This is a genomic window from Schaalia dentiphila ATCC 17982 (genome assembly GCF_000154225.1).
In the GTDB taxonomy this organism is placed as follows: Bacteria; Actinomycetota; Actinomycetes; order Actinomycetales; family Actinomycetaceae; genus Pauljensenia; species Pauljensenia dentiphila.
Map to the genome: position 1 here is coordinate 1234474 of NZ_DS264586.1, position 19381 is coordinate 1253854.

At 66.9% G+C, this 19381-nt stretch carries 15 protein-coding genes and 1 pseudogene; all 16 read left to right on the forward strand.

Annotation, left to right across the window (positions count from 1 at the left end):
• Positions 1 to 14: 14 nt before the first annotated feature.
• The 16 genes and pseudogenes from ACTODO_RS05165 (at position 15) to ACTODO_RS05240 (ending at position 19276) form a co-directional block, all read left to right on the forward strand.
• Complete coding sequence (locus ACTODO_RS05165) at positions 15 to 374, forward strand: NADH-quinone oxidoreductase subunit A (RefSeq protein ID WP_003792234.1); 360 nt, start codon at positions 15 to 17, stop codon at positions 372 to 374.
• Positions 375 to 396: 22 nt separating this feature from the next.
• On the forward strand, positions 397 to 951 hold the full coding sequence (locus ACTODO_RS05170) for an NADH-quinone oxidoreductase subunit B (protein ID WP_003792236.1): 555 nt from the start codon (positions 397 to 399) through the stop codon (positions 949 to 951).
• Entirely contained in the window at positions 948 to 1685 is a 738-nt protein-coding gene (locus ACTODO_RS05175) for an NADH-quinone oxidoreductase subunit C (RefSeq protein ID WP_003792237.1), read from the forward strand. The genes ACTODO_RS05170 and ACTODO_RS05175 overlap by 4 nt, the downstream gene beginning before the upstream one ends.
• Positions 1685 to 3031 (forward strand): NADH-quinone oxidoreductase subunit D, encoded by a 1347-nt coding sequence (locus tag ACTODO_RS05180; protein ID WP_003792238.1) that lies wholly within the window; start codon positions 1685 to 1687, stop codon positions 3029 to 3031. Before ACTODO_RS05175 ends, ACTODO_RS05180 begins: the two co-directional genes overlap by 1 nt.
• Positions 3028 to 3738, forward strand: coding sequence for an NADH-quinone oxidoreductase subunit NuoE (gene nuoE, locus ACTODO_RS05185; RefSeq protein ID WP_003792239.1), 711 nt, complete (start codon positions 3028 to 3030; stop codon positions 3736 to 3738). The genes ACTODO_RS05180 and nuoE overlap by 4 nt, the downstream gene beginning before the upstream one ends.
• Positions 3735 to 5039, forward strand: coding sequence for an NADH-quinone oxidoreductase subunit NuoF (gene nuoF, locus ACTODO_RS05190; RefSeq protein ID WP_003792240.1), 1305 nt, complete (start codon positions 3735 to 3737; stop codon positions 5037 to 5039). Before nuoE ends, nuoF begins: the two co-directional genes overlap by 4 nt.
• Positions 5036 to 7597, forward strand: a complete 2562-nt coding sequence (locus tag ACTODO_RS05195; protein ID WP_003792241.1) for an NADH-quinone oxidoreductase subunit G — start codon at positions 5036 to 5038, stop codon at positions 7595 to 7597. The genes nuoF and ACTODO_RS05195 overlap by 4 nt, the downstream gene beginning before the upstream one ends.
• Positions 7594 to 8922: an NADH-quinone oxidoreductase subunit NuoH gene (gene nuoH / locus ACTODO_RS05200; RefSeq protein ID WP_003792243.1), complete on the forward strand. Its 1329-nt coding sequence runs from the start codon at positions 7594 to 7596 to the stop codon at positions 8920 to 8922. The genes ACTODO_RS05195 and nuoH overlap by 4 nt, the downstream gene beginning before the upstream one ends.
• A pseudogene (gene nuoI, locus ACTODO_RS05205) lies at positions 8915 to 9565 on the forward strand (NADH-quinone oxidoreductase subunit NuoI). The gene nuoH and the pseudogene nuoI overlap by 8 nt, the downstream one beginning before the upstream one ends.
• Positions 9565 to 10542: an NADH-quinone oxidoreductase subunit J gene (locus tag ACTODO_RS05210; RefSeq protein WP_003792246.1), complete on the forward strand. Its 978-nt coding sequence runs from the start codon at positions 9565 to 9567 to the stop codon at positions 10540 to 10542. Before nuoI ends, ACTODO_RS05210 begins: the two are co-directional and overlap by 1 nt.
• The gene (gene nuoK / locus ACTODO_RS05215; protein ID WP_003792247.1) at positions 10539 to 10838 is read left to right on the forward strand and encodes an NADH-quinone oxidoreductase subunit NuoK; all 300 of its coding nucleotides are present in this window, start codon (positions 10539 to 10541) and stop codon (positions 10836 to 10838) included. Before ACTODO_RS05210 ends, nuoK begins: the two co-directional genes overlap by 4 nt.
• 15 nt (positions 10839 to 10853) lie before the next feature.
• Entirely contained in the window at positions 10854 to 12830 is a 1977-nt protein-coding gene (nuoL, locus tag ACTODO_RS05220) for an NADH-quinone oxidoreductase subunit L (protein ID WP_003792248.1), read from the forward strand.
• 25 nt (positions 12831 to 12855) lie between these two features.
• Positions 12856 to 14403, forward strand: coding sequence for a complex I subunit 4 family protein (locus ACTODO_RS05225; RefSeq protein ID WP_003792249.1), 1548 nt, complete (start codon positions 12856 to 12858; stop codon positions 14401 to 14403).
• A gap of 11 nt (positions 14404 to 14414) precedes the next feature.
• Entirely contained in the window at positions 14415 to 15968 is a 1554-nt protein-coding gene (gene nuoN, locus ACTODO_RS05230; RefSeq protein WP_003792250.1) for an NADH-quinone oxidoreductase subunit NuoN, read from the forward strand.
• Positions 15965 to 16978, forward strand: coding sequence for a polyprenyl synthetase family protein (locus tag ACTODO_RS05235; protein WP_003792251.1), 1014 nt, complete (start codon positions 15965 to 15967; stop codon positions 16976 to 16978). Before nuoN ends, ACTODO_RS05235 begins: the two co-directional genes overlap by 4 nt.
• 786 nt (positions 16979 to 17764) lie before the next feature.
• Positions 17765 to 19276 (forward strand): FAD-dependent oxidoreductase, encoded by a 1512-nt coding sequence (locus ACTODO_RS05240; RefSeq protein WP_003792252.1) that lies wholly within the window; start codon positions 17765 to 17767, stop codon positions 19274 to 19276.
• The last annotated feature ends 105 nt before the right edge of the window (positions 19277 to 19381 follow it).

The window sequence follows — 19381 nt, forward strand, 5'->3', positions numbered from 1 at the left end:
AACCGGGAGGAACGATGACGAATCCCTACGTGCCGCTGCTCATCATGTCGGCAGCTGCCCTCGTACTAGCCTTCGGAGGCCTGGTCGCCTCCGCGATCCTGGGCCCCACCAAGAAGTCCAAGACCAAGGCCGACAACTACGAGTGCGGTATCCAGCCGACCAGCGCTCACCTCACCGAGGGTCGCTTCCCGGTGCGCTACTACCTGGTTGCCATGACGTTCATCATCTTCGACATCGAAGTTGTGTTCATGTACCCGTGGGCCGTCAGCTTCAACCAGCTGGGCCTGTTCGGACTGGTCGTCATGATGAGCTTCCTGGTCACCCTCTGCGTCCCCTACGCCTACGAATGGCGACGCGGCGGCCTGGACTACTGAGATATAAGTAAGGAAAAGACAAGTGGGACTTGAAGAATCCTTGCCCGCGGGTATCGCGCTCACCAGCGTCGAAAAAGTCCTCGGGCTCGCACGCAAGTACAGCCAGTGGCCCGTCACCATGGGTCTGGCGTGCTGCGCCATCGAGATGATGGCCGCCGGTACCCCCCGTTTCGACATGGCGCGCTTCGGCCTCGAGGTCTTCCGTGCCTCGCCGCGTCACGCCGACATGATGATCGTGTCGGGCCGTGTCTCGCACAAGATGGCGCCCATCATCCGCCGCGTCTACGACTCGATGCCCGAACCTAAGTGGGTCATCTCCATGGGTGCGTGCGCGTCCTCCGGCGGCGTCTTCAACAACTACGCCGTCGTCCAGGGCTGCGACCACATCGTCCCCGTCGACGTCTACCTGCCCGGCTGCCCGCCCCGCCCCGAGGCCCTCATCCACGCGGTCCTCGTCCTGCGTGAGCAGATCGGCAAGGAACCCCTCGGCGTCCACCGCCGCGAGATCGCGCGCCGCGCCGAGCAGGCCGCCCTCGAGGCGACCCCCACCCACCAGATGAAGGGACTCCTCGCATGAGCGACCTTTCCATCCCCGAGGACAACACGCCCGCCGAGGTCACCCAGGCCTCGTCGCAGCGCGGTTTCGCCCTCCCCGAGCCCATCGCCCACCGCGAGGGCCTCTTCGGCGCGGGCACCGACTCCTCCACCTCCGGCTTCTCCGGACTGGTCTCCGACTCCTTCCTGCCCGGCGAGGCCTCCCGCCCCTACGGCGGATGGTTCGACCAGGTCGTTGACGTCCTCGAAGAGCTCATCGTCGCCGATGGCCTTGAGGTCGCCGACGTCATCGAGAAGGTGACCGTCGACCGCGGACAGCTCGGCATCTTCATCGCCCGCGAGTACATCGCGCGCGTCGCCAAGTACCTGCGCGACGACGCGGACCTGCGCTTCGAAATGTGCCTGGGGACCAACGGCGCGCACTACCCCCTCGACAAGGGGCGCGAGCTGCACGCCATCTACCCCCTGTACTCGATCACGCACAACCGCATGATCCGCCTCGAGGTCACGTGCCCCGACGAGGACCCCCGCATCCCCTCCATCGTCTCCGTCTACCCCGGAAACGACTGGCAGGAGCGCGAGACCTGGGATCTCATCGGCATCGTCTTCACCGGGCACCCCTCGCTCACGCGCACCGCGATGCCCGACGACTGGGTCGGACACCCCCAGCGCAAGGACTACCCGCTGGGCGGCATCCCCGTCGAATTCAAGGGAGCCGTCACTGCCTCCGCCGACGTTCGTAGGAGTGTGAACTGATGACCACCGCCTTCCACGCGCCCGCCGGCGCGACCGACCTGCCCATCGAGGACATCCCCGAGGTCCTCGCCCAGGGCGGCGACTGGGACGACGTCCTGCACGAGATCGAGGCCATCACCTCCGAGCGCATCGTCGTCAACCTGGGTCCGGTTCACCCCGCGACCCACGGCGTTCTGCGTCTGATCCTCGAGCTCGACGGCGAGAAGGTCCGCGAGACCCGCGTCGACACCGGCTACCTGCACACCGGCATCGAGAAGAACATGGAGTACCGCACGTGGGCCCAGGGCGTCGCATACTGCACGCGCATGGACTACGTCGCTCCCTTCTTCCAGGAGGCCGCGTACTGCCTCGGCGTCGAGAAGCTCCTCGGCATCGAAGAGGACATTCCCGAGCGCGCCTCCCTGATCCGCATCCTCATGATGGAGCTGTGCCGCATCGCCTCGCACCTGGTCGCCATCGGTTCGACCGGTAACGAAATGGGCGCCACGACGATCATGACGATCGGCTTCCGCGCCCGCGAGGAAATCCTGCGCATCTTCGAGCGCATCACCGGCCTGCGCATGAACCACGAGTACATCCGCCCCGGCGGCGTCGTGCAGGACATCGGCGAGGGCACCTCGGACTACATCCGCGACCGCCTGCGCCGCGCCCGCAAGGACATCGGCGAGCTCCAGGACATCCTCGTGGAGAACCCGATCTTCAAGAAGCGTCTGTGCGACGTGGCCGTCATGCCGCTGAGCGGTCTCATGGCCCTCGGCACCACCGGCCCCGGCGTGCGCGCCGCCGGCCTGCCCCTGGACCTGCGCAAGAGCCAGCCCTACTGCGGCTACGAAAACTTCGAGTTCGACGTTCCCACCCGCGACAAGTCGGACGTCTACAACCGCACGATGATTCGCTTCGACGAGTGCTACGAGTCGATGCGCATCATCTGGCAGGTTCTCGCCAAGCTGGACCAGTGCGAGGGCGCGCCCACCATGGTCGCCGACCCCGAAATCGCCTGGCCCGCGCGCCTGGCGGTCGGCACCGACGGCCAGGGCAACTCGGCCGAGCACGTCCGCGAAATCATGGGGGAGTCCATGGAGTCCCTCATCCACCACTTCAAGCTCGTCACGGAGGGCTTCCACGTGCCCGCCGGCCAGGTCTACCAGACCGTCGAGCACGCGAAGGGCATCCTGGGCGTTCACCTCGTCTCCGACGGTGGCACGCGCCCGTTCCGTGCGCACTTCCGCGACCCCTCCTACGCCAACCTGCAAGCGCTGGCCATGATGACCGAGGGCGGCCAGCTGGCTGACGTGGTCGTCGCACTGGCAGCTATCGACCCCGTTCTCGGAGGCGTTGACCGATGAGCTACACACCCGACACCCTGGCACGCCTGCAGGCGGATGCCACGCAGATTATCGCCCGCTACCCGGACGGTCACTCGCGCTCCGCGCTGCTGCCGATGCTGCACCTGATCCAGTCCGTCGACGGCTACGTCAGCCCGGACGGCATCGACTTCATCTCGGCCACGCTGGACCTGCCCCGCGCAGAGATCAGCGCCGTCGCGACCTTCTACACGCAGTACAAGCGTCACCCCACCGGTGAGTACCTGGTGGGCGTGTGCACGAACGCGCTGTGCGCCGTCATGGGCGGCGACGAGATCTGGGAAAAGGTCTCCGAGAAGGTCGGCGTCGGAAGCGACGAGACCAGCGAAGACGGCAAGATCACGCTCGAGCGCATCGAGTGCAACGCGGCGTGCGATTACGCGCCCGTCGTCATGGTCAACTGGGAATTCTTCGACAACCAGAGCCCCGAGTCGGCGCTGGCGATGATCGATGACATCCAGGCCGGCCGCGACATCCACCCGACGCGCGGCCCCATCGTGGCCCCCACGTTCAAGGAGAACGAGCGCGTCCTGGCCGGCTTCCTGGACGGCCACGAGAATGAAGGCCCCTCCGCGGGTCGCGCCACCCTGCTGGGCCGCGAGATCGCCGCAGCGAACGGCTGGACCGAGCCGGTTGCCGTCGAGGTCGCCGACGAGGCCACTGACACGAAGGGAGAAGAGGCGAAGTGAGCACCGCATACGTTGCGCCCGGACCGCTGACCCCGATCCTCACCAACGGGTGGGGAGAGGAGCGTTCCTGGACGCTGGACTCCTACCGGAGCCGCGGAGGCTACCAGGGCCTCGAAAAGGCCCGCACCATGGAGCCCGCCGACATCGTGCAGGCTGTCAAGGACTCCGGTCTGCGAGGCCGTGGTGGCGCAGGCTTCCCGTCCGGCCTCAAGTGGTCCTTCCTGCCCCCGGCCGACGGTGGCCCCCGCTACCTCGTGGTGAACGCCGACGAGTCCGAGCCGGGCACCTGCAAGGACATTCCGCTCATCATGGGCAACCCGCACGTCCTCATTGAGGGCATTGCGATCACGTCGCGCGCCATCGGCTGCGACCACGCGTTCGTCTACCTGCGCGGCGAGGTCACCCACGTGTACCGCCGCCTGCTGGAGGCCGTGCGCGAGGCGACCGAGGCCGGCGTGCTCGGCGACCTGCGCATCACCGCTCACGCGGGCGCCGGCGCCTACATCTGCGGTGAGGAGACGGCTCTGCTGGACTCCCTCGAGGGACGCCGAGGCCACCCGCGCCTCAAGCCCCCGTTCCCCGCGGTCGCCGGACTGTACGCCCGTCCCACGGTCGTCAACAACGTCGAGACCATCGCTCAGGTGGCGGGTATCTTCCGCAACTCGCCCGAGTGGTTCGCCTCGATGGGCACCGAAAAATCCAAGGGCCACGGCATCTTCTCCGTGTCGGGTCACGTGAACAACCCCGGCCAGTTCGAGGCTCCCTTCGGTATCACGATGCGCGAGCTCATCGAGATGGCGGGCGGCATCCGCGACGGCCACAAGCTGAAGTTCTGGACCCCCGGCGGCTCCTCCACCCCGATCTTCACCGAAGACGAGCTGGACACGCCCCTCGACTACGAGTCCGTGGGTGCGGCCGGTTCGATGCTGGGTACGCGTGCCCTTCAGGTGTTCGACGAGACCGTCTCGGTGGTCCGCGTCATCACCCGCTGGTCCGAGTTCTACCAGCACGAGTCCTGCGGTAAGTGCACGCCCTGTCGCGAAGGCACCTACTGGATGAAGCAAATCATGCTGCGTCTCGAGCGAGGCGAGGGCCGCCCCGGCGACGTCGACCTGCTCGACGAGATCGCACACAACATCGCGGGCCGTAGCTTCTGCCCGCTCGGCGACGCCGCAGCAACCCCGATCATGTCGGGCATCAAGCGCTTCCGCGACGAGTTCGAGGCCGGCCTCACCACGCCCGCCCGCGAGCTTTTCCCCTACGAGGCGTCCGCTAACTACGCGCGAGGAGGTGGCCGATGAGCGACGCACCCAACATGATCGACGTCACCATCGACGACGTTCAGGTTTCTGTCCCCCAGGGCACGCTCGTGATCCGCGCGGCCGAGCAGGCCGGCATCCGGATCCCGCGTTTCTGTGACCACCCGCTGCTGGCCCCGGTGGCCGCATGCCGCCAGTGCCTCGTGGAGGTCGGCATGCCCGACCGCAACACGGGCGAGCTGCGCTTCATGCCCAAGCCCCAGCCCTCGTGTGCGCAGACCGTCACCCCGGGCATGGTCGTCAAGACCCAGCACACCTCCGAGGTGATCGACCGCGCTCAGCGCGGCGTCATGGAGTTCCTGCTCATCAACCACCCGCTGGACTGCCCGGTCTGTGACAAGGGCGGCGAGTGCCCCCTGCAGAACCAGGCACTGACGGAGGGTCGCGGCAAGTCCCGCTTCACCGACGCCAAGCGCACGTTCAAGAAGCCGCTGCGCCTGACCTCTCAGATCCTGCTGGATCGCGAGCGCTGCATCCTGTGCCAGCGCTGCGTGCGCTTCGGCAAGGAGATCTCGGGCGATGTGTTCATGGACCTGCAGGGTCGTGGCGGCGGCACCGCCCCCACGGAGCACCACTACTTCATGGGCGAGCAGGTCGGCGGCTTCGACTCGACCACGCTCGACTTCTTTGATCCGAAGGCCAAGGAGGCCTCGACCTCGTCCCTGTCGTCCCCGTACGGCACGGATGCGATTGTCGGTTCCATCAACGAGGGTGAGCTTTCCGTCGCCGAGCGCGACGTGTCGGGCCGAGCCTTCGCGTCCTACTTCTCGGGCAACATCATCCAGATCTGCCCGGTCGGTGCCCTGACCGCAGCGTCCTACCGCTTCCGTGCGCGTCCCTTCGACCTCGTGTCGACGGCGTCCGTGACCGAGCACGACGCGTCGGGCAGCGCGATCCGCCAGGACGTGCGCCGCGGTGAGGTCGTGCGTCGCATGAGCGGCAACGACCCCGAGGTCAACGAAGAGTGGATCACCGACAAGGACCGCTTCGCCTTCGAATGGGACAAGGTCGATCGCCTGACCACCCCGCTCGTGCGCGAGGACGGCAAGCTGGTTCCCACCTCCTGGTCCGACGCGCTTGACCGCGTCCGTGTGGGCCTCGAGCAGGCGGGTTCGTCCGTGGGCTTCCTGCCCGGCGGCCACCTCACCTTCGAGGATGCCTGGGCTTGGTCGAAGTTCGCGCGCACCGTCGTGGGCTCCGACTCGATCGACTTCCGTTCGCGTCGCTCCAGCGAAGAAGAGCGTTCCTTCCTGGCCTCCTACGTGGCGGGCTCCGGCCTCGAGACCACGTACGCGGACCTGGAGAGCGCCGGCCAGGTGCTGCTGGTCGCCCTCGAGCCCGAGGACGAGTGTGGCGCCATGTTCCTGCGCCTGCGTAAGGCCACGCGTAAGTCGGGCCTGAAGGTCGCGACCGTCGCCCCCTTCACCTCCGCGGGTTCGCGCAAGATGAAGGCTCGCCTCCTGCACGCCGCCCCCGGCTCCGAGCCGGGCGTCGTGGACGCGATCGCGGCAGGCGGTGCCTACGCCGACGTGGCTGAGGCGCTGTCGGGCGGCATCATCCTCGTGGGCGAGCGCGCCGCGCAGACCCCCGGCCTGCTCTCCTCCGTCGTCGCTCTTGCCGAGCGCACGGGCGCCCGCCTCGCGTGGGTCCCGCGCCGCGCGGGTGACCGCGCCGCCATCGAGGCGGGCCTCCTTCCGGGTCTGCTTCCCTTCGGCCGTGGCCTTGACGAGGCCGGCGCACAGTCCCTGGGTTGGGGCGAGCTTCCCGGCCGTGGCCTCGACGCCGAGCAGATGATCGAGGCCGCTGCCTCCGGTGAGCTCCAGGCTCTGGTCGTCGGCGGCGTTGACGTCCGCGACTTCGACGAACCCGCCGCCGTGCGCGAAGCCCTCGAAGAGGTTCCCTTCCTCGTGTCGCTTGAGGTTCGCGCCTCGGAGATCACCGACCGCGCGGACGTCGTCCTGCCGGTCGCTCCCGCGGTCGAGAAGAACGGCACCTACATTAACTGGGAGGGCCGCCTGCGCCCCTTCGGCCAGGCCCGCTCGGCGACGTCCCTCACGGACCGCGACGTGCTCGTGCGCCTCACCGAGGAGTTCGACCTCGACCTGGGCATCACCGCCCTGGCCGACCTCTACGAGGAAGTCAACCCCCTCATGGAGTGGGACGGCGCCCCGCAGGAGTTCACGCCGGTGTCGGCGCAGGCTCCCGCTGCAGCCGGTAAGGGTCAGGTTGTTCTGGCCTCCCACAAGCCCATGATCGACGCGGGTCGTCTCCAGGATGGCGCCCCGTGGCTGGCCGGTTCGGCCCGCCGCCCCGTCCTTCTGGCCTCGGCCGCGACGCTGGCCGCCGCTGGCATTGCCCCCGGCGCCGACGCGACGCTCGAAACCGAGCGCGGAACGATCACCCTCCCGGCCGCCATCGCGGACCTGCCCGACTCCGTCGCGTGGGTGCCCGAGTGTTCGACCGGCTCCGTTATTCACGAAAACCTCGGCGGTGCCGGCACCGTCGCAACCCTGCGCGCCACGCAGGAGGTGGCACGATGACACTCGTACCCTTCGCAGTCCCGGAGTACACCGCCGCGGACTTTAGCCAGGAAACCTGGTGGCTCAGCCTCATCAAGGCTGTGTTCACCATCGTGTTCCTGATCGCCAACGTGCTGCTCGCCCTGTGGGTCGAGCGCCGAGGCCTGGGCCGCATGCAGACGCGTCCCGGCCCGAACGTCGCGGGCCCCCTCGGCCTGTTCCAGGCGTTCGCCGACGCAGGCAAGCTCCTTTTCAAGGAGGACATGTGGACCCGTCGGGCTGAGAGGTTCCTATACTTCCTGGCCCCCGCGATCGCGGCGTTCGCTGCGTTCAGCGTCTACGCGGTTATCCCGATGGGCCCGAACGTGAAGATCTTCGGCCACTCCACGCCGCTGCAGCTGGCCGACATGCCCGTCGCCTCCCTGTACATCCTGGCGATCGCATCGCTGGGCCTGTACGGCATCGTCCTGGGTGGCTGGTCGACTCGCTCGACCCTGCCGCTGTACGGCGCCGTGCGTTCCTCCGCGCAGGTCATCTCCTACGAACTGGCCATGGGCCTGTCCCTCGTGAGTGTGTTCCTCATGTCGGGCTCCATGTCCACCTCGCAGATCGTCGCAGCCCAGGGGCAGTTCTGGTGGGCATTCACCCTGTTCCCTGCGTTCGTCATCTACTGCATCAGCGCCGTCGGTGAAGTCAACCGTCTTCCCTTCGACCTTCCCGAGGCCGAAGGCGAGATCGTCGCCGGTCACATGACCGAGTACTCGTCGATGAAGTTCGGCTGGTACTACCTGTCCGAGTACGTCAATATGCTCAACGTCTCGGCCGTGGCCACCACGATGTTCTTCGGCGGATGGCACGCCCCGTGGCCGCTGTCCCACGTTGAGTTCCTCAACTCCGGCTGGTGGGGCATGCTCTGGTTCTTCCTCAAGATCTGGTTCTTCATGGTCCTGATGATCTGGACGCGCGCCACGCTGTTGCGCTTCCGCTACGACCAGTTCATGAATCTCGGCTGGAAGCGCCTTATGCCCATCGCCCTGGGTTGGCTCGTGCTCGTCGCCCTGGTGCGTGGCATCACCCAGTTCGTGCAGCTGCCCAACCACGTCCTCTTCGGTGCCGTCGGCGTCCTCTTCCTGATTGCCCTCGCGATCATCTGGCTCACCGACAAGTCCGAGCCCGAGGAGATCCCCGCCTCCGAGCGCGAATACACCGGCTTCGAGGACGGATTCCCCGTTCCGCCGCTGCCCGGACAGACCCCCGTTGCCTCGCCGCGAGGCCTCGCCACCATTGAGGGCGAGCTGGCCCCGGCCGCGGCAATCGACAGCCCGAAGGAGTCCACCGATGAGTGAGAAGACCACCGACGAGGAAATGCTCTTCGAGCATGACCCCAAGGGTGCGTTCGCCCAGTTCGTCGCGCCCATGGCCGGCTATGGAGTCACCATGGCTTCCTTCTTCCGGCCCACCGTGACCGAGCAGTACCCGCGCGAACCCGCGCGCGTCATGCCCCGCTTCCACGGTCGTCACCAGCTCAACCGCTACGACGACGGCCTGGAAAAGTGCGTCGGCTGCGAGCTGTGCGCCTGGGCGTGCCCCGCTGACGCGATCTTCGTCGAGGCCGCCTCGAACACGCCCGAGGAGCAGTATTCTGCGGGCGAGCGTTACGGCCGCGTCTACCAGATCAACTACCTGCGCTGCATCTTCTGCGGCATGTGCATTGAGGCGTGCCCCACGCGCGCCCTGACGATGACGAATGACTTCGAAATCGCCAAGTACACCCGCGAGGACGACATCTACTAGAAGGAAGACCTCCTGGTCCCGCTCTCCGATGGCATGCTCGCAGCGCCCCACCCCATGGTCGAGGGTAAGAACGACATCGACTACTACCGCGGGGAAGTCACCGGCCCCACCGCCGCCCAGGTTGACTGGGTCGCGAGCCGCCGCCCCGACGACCCCTCCCTCAAGACGGTACGAGTCGCCGAGGAGGCACACTGATGAACCTGTCCAACGGTTGGCCCATGATGGGGTCAACGGGGGAGATCATCCTCTTCGCATGCACGGCCATCCTCATGGTCGCCTGCGCTCTGGGTGTCCTCTTCTTCAAGAAGGCCGCGCACTCGGTCATCTGCATGGTCGGCGTCATGCTCGGCCTGGCAGTCCTGTACATCGCGAATAGCGCCCCCTTCCTGGGCGTCGCGCAGATCGTCGTGTACACCGGCGCGATCATGATGCTGTTCCTCTTCGTCATCATGCTGATCGGCATCGGCACCTCCGACGACTACGCCCGCCAGAGCCGCGGTGCGATCGTTGCGGCGGTGCTCGGTGGTCTTGGCCTGATCGTCATCGTCACGACCGCGATCCTCAAGGCCGTGCCCGCCCCGCACAAGCCCGTTGAGGTTGACCCCTACTCCAACCAGCCGATCACCGACCTGGCGATCACGCTGTTCCAGGAGCACTGGCTGAGCATGGAGCTCGCCGGCGGCCTGCTGATCACGGCCGCCGTCGGCGCGATGCTGCTGACCCACTCTGATCGCCTCACCCCGAAGGCCGACCAGTTCGAGACAGCCCGCAACAAGATGCGCGCGTTCGCCGAGAAGGGCGCTCGCATCGGCCAGCTGCCCGCCCCCGGTGTCTACGCCCAGTCGAACGCGGCCGACGTGCCCGCCGTCTCCGGCGAGACCCTCGGCCCGGTCGAGGAGTCGGTGCCCCGAGTCCTGCGCGTGCGCGGCCTCACCCGCACGATCGGCGAGGTCACCCCGGAGGTCTCCGAGCAGCTCGCCCTCGCGCGCACCGATACCGCGGCGACCGACGCGATCGACGAGTCGCCCTACACCATCGGGCGCACGCCCGACGTCCCCCGCTCCGGCGCCTTCGGCATGCCCGGCGCGGACGCGCCCACCGGTCTGGCCCAGCCCCGGGCCCGCAAGGCGCGCACCACCACCCCCATTGAGAAGAAGGAGGAGAGCAAGTGAGCCTCGCCTGGTACCTCATCCTTGCGGGTGTGCTGTTCGCCATCGGTGCGACCACGGTCCTCGTGCGCCGCAGCGCGGTCATCGCGCTCATGGGCGTCGAAATGATGCTCAACGCCGCGAACCTCGTCCTCGTGACGTTTGCGCGCATTAACTCCAACGTTGACGGCGAGATCATGGCGTTCTTTGTCATGGTCGTCGCGGCCGCCGAAGTTGTCGTTGGCCTGTCGATCATCGTGTCCATCTATCGTTCGCGCTCGACCACGAGCATGGACGATCTCAATCTGCTGAAGAACTGAGGGAGGACGTAACTCATGACCACCTTCATTTCCCCGCAGACTCTCACCGTCTACGATACGGTCGCGCCCACCGGAGCCGCTGCCTACGCGTGGCTGCTCATTCTCATCCCGCTGGCCAGCGCAGGCCTGCTCCTGCTGCTGGGCCGCGCCTCGGACAAGTGGGGCCACCTGCTGGCAACCCTCGCCTCCTGGTCCACCTTCGTGGTCGGCGCGCTGATCGCCGCCCAGATGTGGAACGCCCCCGTGGAGGCGCGCCGCTTCGGCCAGACGCTGTTCACCTGGATCCCCGCCGGTGACTTCACCGTCGACTTCGGTCTCCTCGTGGACCCGCTGTCGATCACGTTCGTCATCCTGGTGACCTTCGTCGGTTCGCTCATCCACGTGTACGCGATCGCCTACATGGAGCACGACGCGGCCCGCCGCCGTTTCTTCGCCTACCTGAACTTCTTCATCGCGGCGATGCTGACCCTGGTGCTCGCGGACTCCTACGCCGGCCTCTTCGCCGGTTGGGAAGGCGTGGGCCTGGCGTCCTACCTGCTGATCGGCTTCTGGAACCACGTGCCCGCATACGCGGTCGCAGCCAAGAAGGCGTTCGTCATGAACCGTGTCGGTGACATGGGCATGCTGATCGCCATGATGGCGATGGTTGCGTCCTTCCACTCGGTGTCCTTCTCCGAGGTTTCCGCCAAGGTTGGCTCGATCCCCACGGCGTCTGCGACCGTCATCGGCATCTTCCTGCTGGTCGCCGCCTGTGGTAAGTCCGCTCAGTTCCCGCTGCAGGCGTGGCTGGGCGACGCCATGGCTGGACCGACCCCCGTCTCCGCGCTCATTCACGCGGCCACGATGGTCACCGCCGGCGTCTACCTGATCGTCCGTTCCGGCGATGTCTTCATGGCCGCCCCCATCGCGGCGACCGCCGTCGCCATCATCGGCGCGATCACGCTCCTCTTCGGCGCGATCGTCGGTTGCGCGAAGGACGACATGAAGAAGGTCCTCGCCGCCTCCACCATGAGCCAGATCGGCTACATGATGCTGGGTGCGGGCCTGGGCCCCATCGGCTGGGCGTTCTCGATCTTCCACCTCTTCACCCACGGCTTCTTCAAGGCCCTCATGTTCCTCGGCGCCGGTTCCGTCATGCACGGCATGGGCGACCAGGTGAACATGCGTCGCTTCGGTGCCCTGCGCGGCGCCATGAAGGTCACGTGGCTGACGTTCATGATGGGTTGGCTCGCCATCCTCGGCGTTCCTCCGTTCTCCGGCTACTGGTCGAAGGACAAGATCATCGAGGCCGCCTTCAGCGCCGACAGCTTCGGCGGTAACACTGCTCTGTGGGCTGGCTGGGTCTACGGTCCCATCGCGATGATCGGTGCGGGCATCACCGCGTTCTACATGTCGCGCCTCTTCTTCATGACGTTCCACGGCAAGGCCCGCTGGACCACCGAGGCCGAGGGCGCGCCCGTGCACCCGCACGAGTCCGGCCCCCTCATGACGATCCCGATGATCATCCTCGCCATCGGCGCGGTCGCCCTCGGTGGCGCCCTCTCCGTGGGGAACATCTTCACCGAGTGGCTGGTCCCCTCGATCGGTCACGTCACGCACGGCGACCCCGTCCTTAACGAGTACGTCATTCAGGGAGCCACCCTCGCCCTCGTCATCCTCGGCGCGGCTGTCGCGTGGATGAAGTACGGACGCGACGAGGTTCCCACCTCCGTCCCCGCAGGCAACGCCCTGACCGAGGCCGCACGCCGCGACCTCTACCAGGACACCGTCAACGAGACCCTGTTCATGATGCCCGCCAAGGGCCTCGTCACCGTCGCGACCGTTGGCGATGCGAGCGCCATCGACGGTGCACTGAACGGCCTCGGCTCCGGCTCGCAGCTGCTCGGACGCATCGTCGGCATCACCCAGAACGGCCTCGTGCGCACGTACGCCGCCTACATCCTGGGTGGCGTCATCCTCGCCCTGGCCATCGTCCTCGGATTCAGGCTGTAAGGGGTACACGACAATGGAAAGTGCAATGATTGCTGCTAACTTCCCGTGGCTGTCCGTCCTCGTGGCCATTCCGGCTGCGGGCGCGGCCCTCCTCGGCTTCGTCCCGCCCCTGAGGCGCGCCGCCGGGCGCGTCGTCGCCCTGGTGGTCTCCCTCGTCGAGCTCGCGCTCGGCGTGTACGTGGCCGCCTCCGTGTTCGACTGGTCCGCCCCGGCCTCGTACCAGGTGTACGAGTCCCACCTGTGGATCCCCCAGATCGGCATCACCTGGTCCCTCGGCGTCACCGCGCTGGGCCTCGTCATGATCCTCCTGGCGATCGGCCTCGTGCCGCTCGTGCTGATTGCGGGTTGGGACGAGGACGATGCCGCGGACTGCGGCGCCTACCCGGCGCTCGTCCTGGCCCTCCAGGCGTTCATGGTCGTCATCTTCGCGGCCTACGATCTGACGGTCTTCTACTTCGCCTTTGAGGCGATGCTCGTGCCGCTCTACCTCATGATCGGACGCTACGGCGTCGGTGACGAGGCCGCGCGTCACAAGGCCGCCATGAAGTTCCTGCTGTACTCGCTGTTCGGTGGGCTGGTGATGCTCGGTGGCATCCTCTACCTGTGGGCGAAGGGTTCGCAGGCGTTGCAGGACGTGTCGACGTTCTTCCGCATTGACACGCTCGCCCAGATCCTGCCGAGCGCCCCGCTCGCCATTCAGATGGTCGTCTTCGTGACCTTCATGGTTGCCTTCGCGATCAAGGCTCCCATGGTCCCGGTGCACACGTGGCTGCCCGACACGGCCGCCGTCGCCCGCCCCGGCACCTCGGTGCTGCTCGTCGGCGTCCTGGACAAGATCGGCACCTTCGGCATGATCGCCCTGTGCCTGCAGCTGACCCCCGGCGCGGCCGTTTCCGCGAAGTGGGTCATGTGCGTGCTCGCCGTCATCTCCATCCTGTGGGGCGGCCTGGCGGCGAACGGTCAGAACGACATCATGCGCCTCGTGTCCTACACCTCGGTGTCGCACTTTGGCTTTATGGTCCTGGGCATTTTCATCGGCTCGCAGATCGCCCTCGTTGGAGCCATGTTCTACATGGTCGCCCACGGCGTCTCGATCGCCGCGATGTTCCTGCTCTCCGGATGGCTGTCGCGCCGCGGTGGCACGCAGGACATGCGCGAGTACGTGGGCATGCAGCGCGTGACGCCGGTCCTCGCGGGCCTGTGGCTCGTGTCCGGCCTCGCGTCCATCGCGCTGCCCGGCCTGTCCGGCTTCGTCCCCGAGTACCTCGTGCTCATGGGCACATGGTCGGTCAGCGGTCCGCTGGCGATCTTCGCGGTTCTCGGTGTCGTCATCGCCGCCCTCTACGTGCTCATGCCCTACCAGCGTGTCTTCACCGGTGCGCCGGGCAAGGGCAAGGAGGAGCTGGCTGACCTGGCGACGCGTGAACGCGGCGTCATGGTGCCGCTCGTGGCCGCGATGCTCATCCTTGGTATCTGGTCGGCGCCTCTCGTGAGCGCCCTGACCCCGGTTGCTTCAGACCTCGACCTGACCAACTCGCAGGTCCCGGCCGCCGCTGAAGGGAGCGCACAGTGAACGTTCTACCCATGGCTAACTTCCAGGCCCCCGAGGTTCACTGGGTGAGCCTCGCGCCCATCCTCATCGTGCTGGGCGGCGCGGTCCTCGGCGTCCTCGTCGAGGCCTTCGCCCCCGCGAAGGCTCGTCGCCCCCTCGTGATCGCCCTGTCGATCCTGGCGACCGCCGGCGCGTGCGTCATGCTCGCCCTGCGCTGGGTCCCCGTCCTGGAGACCCCGGTGACGCTGGGGGAGTACATGGAGGATCCGCTGACGATTGCCGCTCAGTTGGCACTCGCCGTCATCGGCTTCTTCGCCGTCCTCGTGATGGCCGACCGCACCTCCGTCGGTGACGGCGCGTTCGCCGGCCAGCCGTCGGATCGTCCGGACTCGGCCGCCGAGGAGCTGTCGGAGCGCAAGGGCTACCAGCGCTCCGAGATCTTCCCGCTGACCCTGTTCTCGCTGGGCGGCATGATGATCTTCCCCGCCGCGGATAACTTCGTGACGCTGTTCGTGGCCCTCGAGGTGATGTCGCTGCCCCTGTACATCATGGCTGCTACGGCCCGCCGTCGTCGCCAGCTGTCCTACGAGTCGGCTCTCAAGTACTTCGTGCTCGGCGCCTTCTCTTCGGGCTTCCTGCTGATGGGCTCCGCCTTCCTCTTCGGCTTCTCCAACTCGCTGCGCATCTCTGCGCTGGCCGAGGCCATCTCCACTCACACGAACATGGAGTGGATGGTCCTCGTGGGCGTGTTCTGCGTGATGGTGGGCCTGCTGTTCAAGGTGGGCGCTGCCCCCTTCCACGCGTGGACCCCCGACGTCTACACGGGCGCCCCGACCCCGGTGACGGGCTTCATGGCCGCCGCCGTGAAGATCGCGGCCTTCGCTGCGATGATCCGCTTCTACACGGTCGCCGCCGCCTACCTGCAGTGGGACTTCCTGTACATCTTCACGGCCGTGGTGGTCCTGACGATCCTCGTCGGTACCTTCGCCGGCCTCGTGCAGGATGACGTCAAGCGCATGCTGGCCTACTCCTCGATCGCCCACGCGGGCTTCATCCTGATGGGTATCCTCGCGATCCAGAAGGGCGGCACGGGCCATGTGTTGTTCTACACGCTCGGTTACGGCCTGGCGACGGTCGGTGCCTTCGGCGTGGTCACGCTGGTGCGCGGCCGCGACGCGGACGGCAACGTCCTGGGCGAGGCGACGAGCCTGCGCAAATGGGCGGGTATCGGCCGCACCAACCCGTGGATCGCGGGCGCGATGCTGATCTTCCTGCTGTCGTTCGCGGGCATCCCGCTGACGGGCGGTTTCATTGGTAAGTTCGTGATTTTCTCGGACGCGATCAAGGCCGGCATCGGCTGGCTCGCGATCGTCGGCCTCGTGGCCTCGGCGATCACCGCGTTCTACTACTTCCGCCTCGTGCGCCTGATGTTCTTCACCGAGCCCGGTGAGGAGTCCGTTGTCGTGAAGTCGGAGGGCCTGTCCGCTCTGGCGATCGCCGTGTGCGCGATTGGGACGCTCGCCCTGGGCGTCTTCCCCGGTCCCGTGTTGAGTCTGCTCGAAAAGATCGTCATACTGATCCCGTGAGCGCTCAAACACCCGATCTTCATGTTCCCGACCTCGAGTCCCGTATTACCCCGGGGCTCGAGGTCGTCGAGCGTCGTCTCCTCGACGCTGTCTCCTCGTCTCGTGACCTGACGGACGAGCTGACTCGTCACCTCGCGGTTGCGGGCGGCAAGCGGATGCGTCCGCTGCTCACCCTTGTGTGCGCGCAGCTGGGCGAGCCCGAGCGTGCGCTCGACGAGCAGGTCATCACGGCCGCGACGGCGGTTGAGCTCACGCACCTGGCGTCCCTGTACCACGACGACGTCATGGATTCGGCTCCCACGCGTCGCGGTGTTCCCTCGGCTCAGCACCTGTGGGGCAACAACCGCGCGATTCTGGCCGGTGACATCCTGTTCGCTCGCGCGTCGCTGCTGGTGGCCTCGCTGGGGCCCGAGATGGTCGCGCACCACGCGCGCACGTTCGAACGCCTGTGCGAGGGCCAGCTCAACGAGACCTTCGGTCCGACGGATGGCGCCGATCGCGTCGACTTCTACCTGCAAGTCCTGGCGGATAAGACGGGCTCGCTCGTGTCCACTGCCGCGTCCTTCGGCGCGCTCCTGTCGGGCGCCGGCAAGCTGATGGCGGACGTGGTGAGCGACTTCGGTGAGAAGGTAGGCGTCGCCTTCCAGATCGCCGACGACGTGCTTGACCTGGCGTCCTCGGGCGAGCAGTCGGGTAAGACGCCCGGCACCGATCTGCGCGAGGGCGTGGACACCCTGCCCGTCCTTCTCCTGCGTCGCCGTGAGGCGGCTGGCACGATCGACGAGGTTGGCGCGCGCATCCTGCGCGAGCTGACGGGTGACCTGTCCTCGGATGAAGCCCTGGCCTCAGTCGTCGAGCAGTTGCGCAGCCACGACGTGCTCGAAGAGACCCGCGAGCTCGCTCGCACCTGGGCGAACGACGCGGTCGCCACGCTGGCGCCGCTGCCCAAGGGTGAGGCGAAGACCGCGCTCGAGGCGTTCGCGAACCTGATGGTGGATCGCCTGGTCTGATTGTCGATAACGAGGCCGGGGCTCGGCTGCGCGTGATTACGTGGCTGGCCCCGGCCTCGTCGTATGTGAGCCCCGCGCCCGGGCTTGTTGTGTGTGAACCCCGCGCTGGGGTTCGGCGCCGCGCAAGCGACGCGCCGCGAGCCGCCCGCTCGCTGCCAGCGCCGCGAGCCGCCCGCTCGGCGCGTCGTCTCGAAGCCCCGCCTGGCCCTGCCGTCCCTGTGCCCGGCACCTGTCGGGTCCGTCGACGTCCATTCGGGCAGGTCCGCGGGCTTGTTACGGGGGTGGTGCACCCGATCCGTAGGCATTGCACCCTTTCTGATCGGGTGCACTGCCCCTTAACGGGTGCACTGCCCCTTAACGGGTGCACTGCCCCTTAAGGGGTGCACTGCCCCGTAACGGGTGCATAGGCTCACGACCTGTATCGGTCTTGGCCGGATCGTGTATGGAGCATCGTCATGGTTCCCCAACAATGTCGCATGCAATTTCCCTATCAACCTTTTGGGTATTGAAATAGTCTCGTTGCGATTCCAACGTTTCTGGGTGATGAGAAAAATTTGGTCAGCCGAATTGCATGCGACTTTTGGGTGGACAGCGCAGAGGTTGCCTCTGGACCGAACATGCCAAGGCCACGTACGTGGGGGAGAGACCGCGCCCCGGCCTCGTCGTATGCCCGGGATCCTTGAGGTGTGTGAGGGGTCTCAGCTAAGGTTGCCCTTGGCAACGGCGCGCTAGACTTAGTGCCCAGGTGCGCGCACACGCGCGCGGTCACGAAGAAGGAGAAATTGGTTGGCACCGCTCAACGTCGCCGTCATCGGCGCTGGTCCCGCTGGCATTTATGCGTCGGATATTCTGTCCAAGTCGGGGCTCGAGGTGAATATCGACCTGTTTGAGCGTCTTCCCGCGCCCTACGGTCTCGTGCGCTACGGCGTCGCTCCGGATCACCCGCGTATCAAGCAGATCATTGTGGCGCTGTACAAGATCCTGCAGCGTGGCGACATCCGTCTGCTCGGCAACGTTGAGGTCGGCCGTGACGTAACGATCGACGACCTGCGTGACCACTACGACGCGATCATCATTGCCACGGGTGCGGACCGCGATCACCCGCTCGATATTCCGGGCGTGGACCTGCCCGAGTCTTACGGCGCCGCCGACTTCGTGTCCTGGTATGACGGCAACCCGGACTACCCGCGCACGTGGCCGCTGAAGGCCCGCGAGGTTGCCGTCCTGGGCGTCGGCAACGTGGCGCTGGACGTGGCTCGCGTCCTGGCCAAGCACGCCGAGGATATGCTCAAGACGGAGGTTCCGGCCAACGTGGCCGAGGCCCTTGCTGAGAATCCGATCACCGACGTGCACGTGTTCGGTCGCCGTGGCCCGGCCCAGGTGAAGTTCACGCCGCTGGAGCTGCGCGAGCTGGGCAAGGTGCCGGACGTGGACGTCATCGTCTCGGAAGAGGACTTCGACTTCGACGAGGGCTCGGAGGAGGCGCTGCGCGCGTCGAACCAGCAGCGTCAGGTCGTAAAGACCCTGACGAGCTACGCGATGGCGGATCCGGAGGAACACACAGCCTCGCGTCGCATCCACATTCACCTGTTCCAGGCCCCGGTTGAGATCGTCGCGGACGAGAACGGCCACGTGAAGGCGCTGCGCACCGAGCGTACTGCCCTGAACGGCGACGGAAGCGTGTCGGGTACGGGCGTCATCACGACGTGGCCCGTGCAGGCCGTGTACCGCGCGGTGGGCTACTACTCCTCGCCGATCCCGGGCCTGCCCTTCGACGAGCGCGCCGGCGTCGTGCCGAACGTTGAGGGCCGCGTCATCGAGGGTGACACCACGAAGGACGAGTCCGCCCCTGTCATCCCGGGCGTGTACGCGACGGGCTGGATCAAGCGTGGCCCCGTTGGCCTCATCGGATCGACGAAGTCGGACGCCCAGCAGACGATCTCCCACCTCGTCGAGGATGCCTCGGAGGGCCGTCTGCACGCGAACACCGCCGAGGTGGGCCACGAGGCCATGGTGGCGCTCCTGGAGTCCCGTGGCGTCGAGTTCACGACGTGGGAGGGCTGGGAGCTCCTGGATGCCTACGAGCAGGCTCTGGGCGAGGCCTACGGCGAGCTTCCGGGCGGCCGCGGCACGCGTGAGCGCATCAAGGTCGTGTCGCGTCGCGCGATGACGGACATTTCGCGCGGCGCACAGGTGGATCCGCAGGCGACGGATCTTATCGGCGAGATGGGCGAAATGGGCGTGCCGAGCGCCCCTGAGCGCTTCGATGACTACACGGGTCCGGGTCGCCGTCACTGAGCGTCCCTGATCGTTGCGAGGCCGTGGCCGGGTTGTCCGGTCGCGGCGTCGTTGTGTGGGGGAGCGGGGCTGTGGCGGATCTTGGTGCGCCTGGTGGCGTGGAGC

What these genes read in the sequence shown, in the direction of transcription:
- nuoH (WP_003792243.1), top strand. Translation starts at nt 7,594, where the DNA reads ATGACACTCGTACCCTTCGCAGTCCCGGAGTACACCGCCGCGGACTTT.
- ACTODO_RS05180 (WP_003792238.1), top strand. Translation starts at nt 1,685, where the DNA reads ATGACCACCGCCTTCCACGCGCCCGCCGGCGCGACCGACCTGCCCATC.
- ACTODO_RS05225 (WP_003792249.1), top strand. Translation starts at nt 12,856, where the DNA reads ATGATTGCTGCTAACTTCCCGTGGCTGTCCGTCCTCGTGGCCATTCCG.
- ACTODO_RS05210 (WP_003792246.1), top strand. Translation starts at nt 9,565, where the DNA reads ATGAACCTGTCCAACGGTTGGCCCATGATGGGGTCAACGGGGGAGATC.
- ACTODO_RS05165 (WP_003792234.1), top strand. Translation starts at nt 15, where the DNA reads ATGACGAATCCCTACGTGCCGCTGCTCATCATGTCGGCAGCTGCCCTC.
- nuoL (WP_003792248.1), top strand. Translation starts at nt 10,854, where the DNA reads ATGACCACCTTCATTTCCCCGCAGACTCTCACCGTCTACGATACGGTC.
- ACTODO_RS05175 (WP_003792237.1), top strand. Translation starts at nt 948, where the DNA reads ATGAGCGACCTTTCCATCCCCGAGGACAACACGCCCGCCGAGGTCACC.
- nuoE (WP_003792239.1), top strand. Translation starts at nt 3,028, where the DNA reads ATGAGCTACACACCCGACACCCTGGCACGCCTGCAGGCGGATGCCACG.
- ACTODO_RS05195 (WP_003792241.1), top strand. Translation starts at nt 5,036, where the DNA reads ATGAGCGACGCACCCAACATGATCGACGTCACCATCGACGACGTTCAG.
- nuoN (WP_003792250.1), top strand. Translation starts at nt 14,415, where the DNA reads ATGGCTAACTTCCAGGCCCCCGAGGTTCACTGGGTGAGCCTCGCGCCC.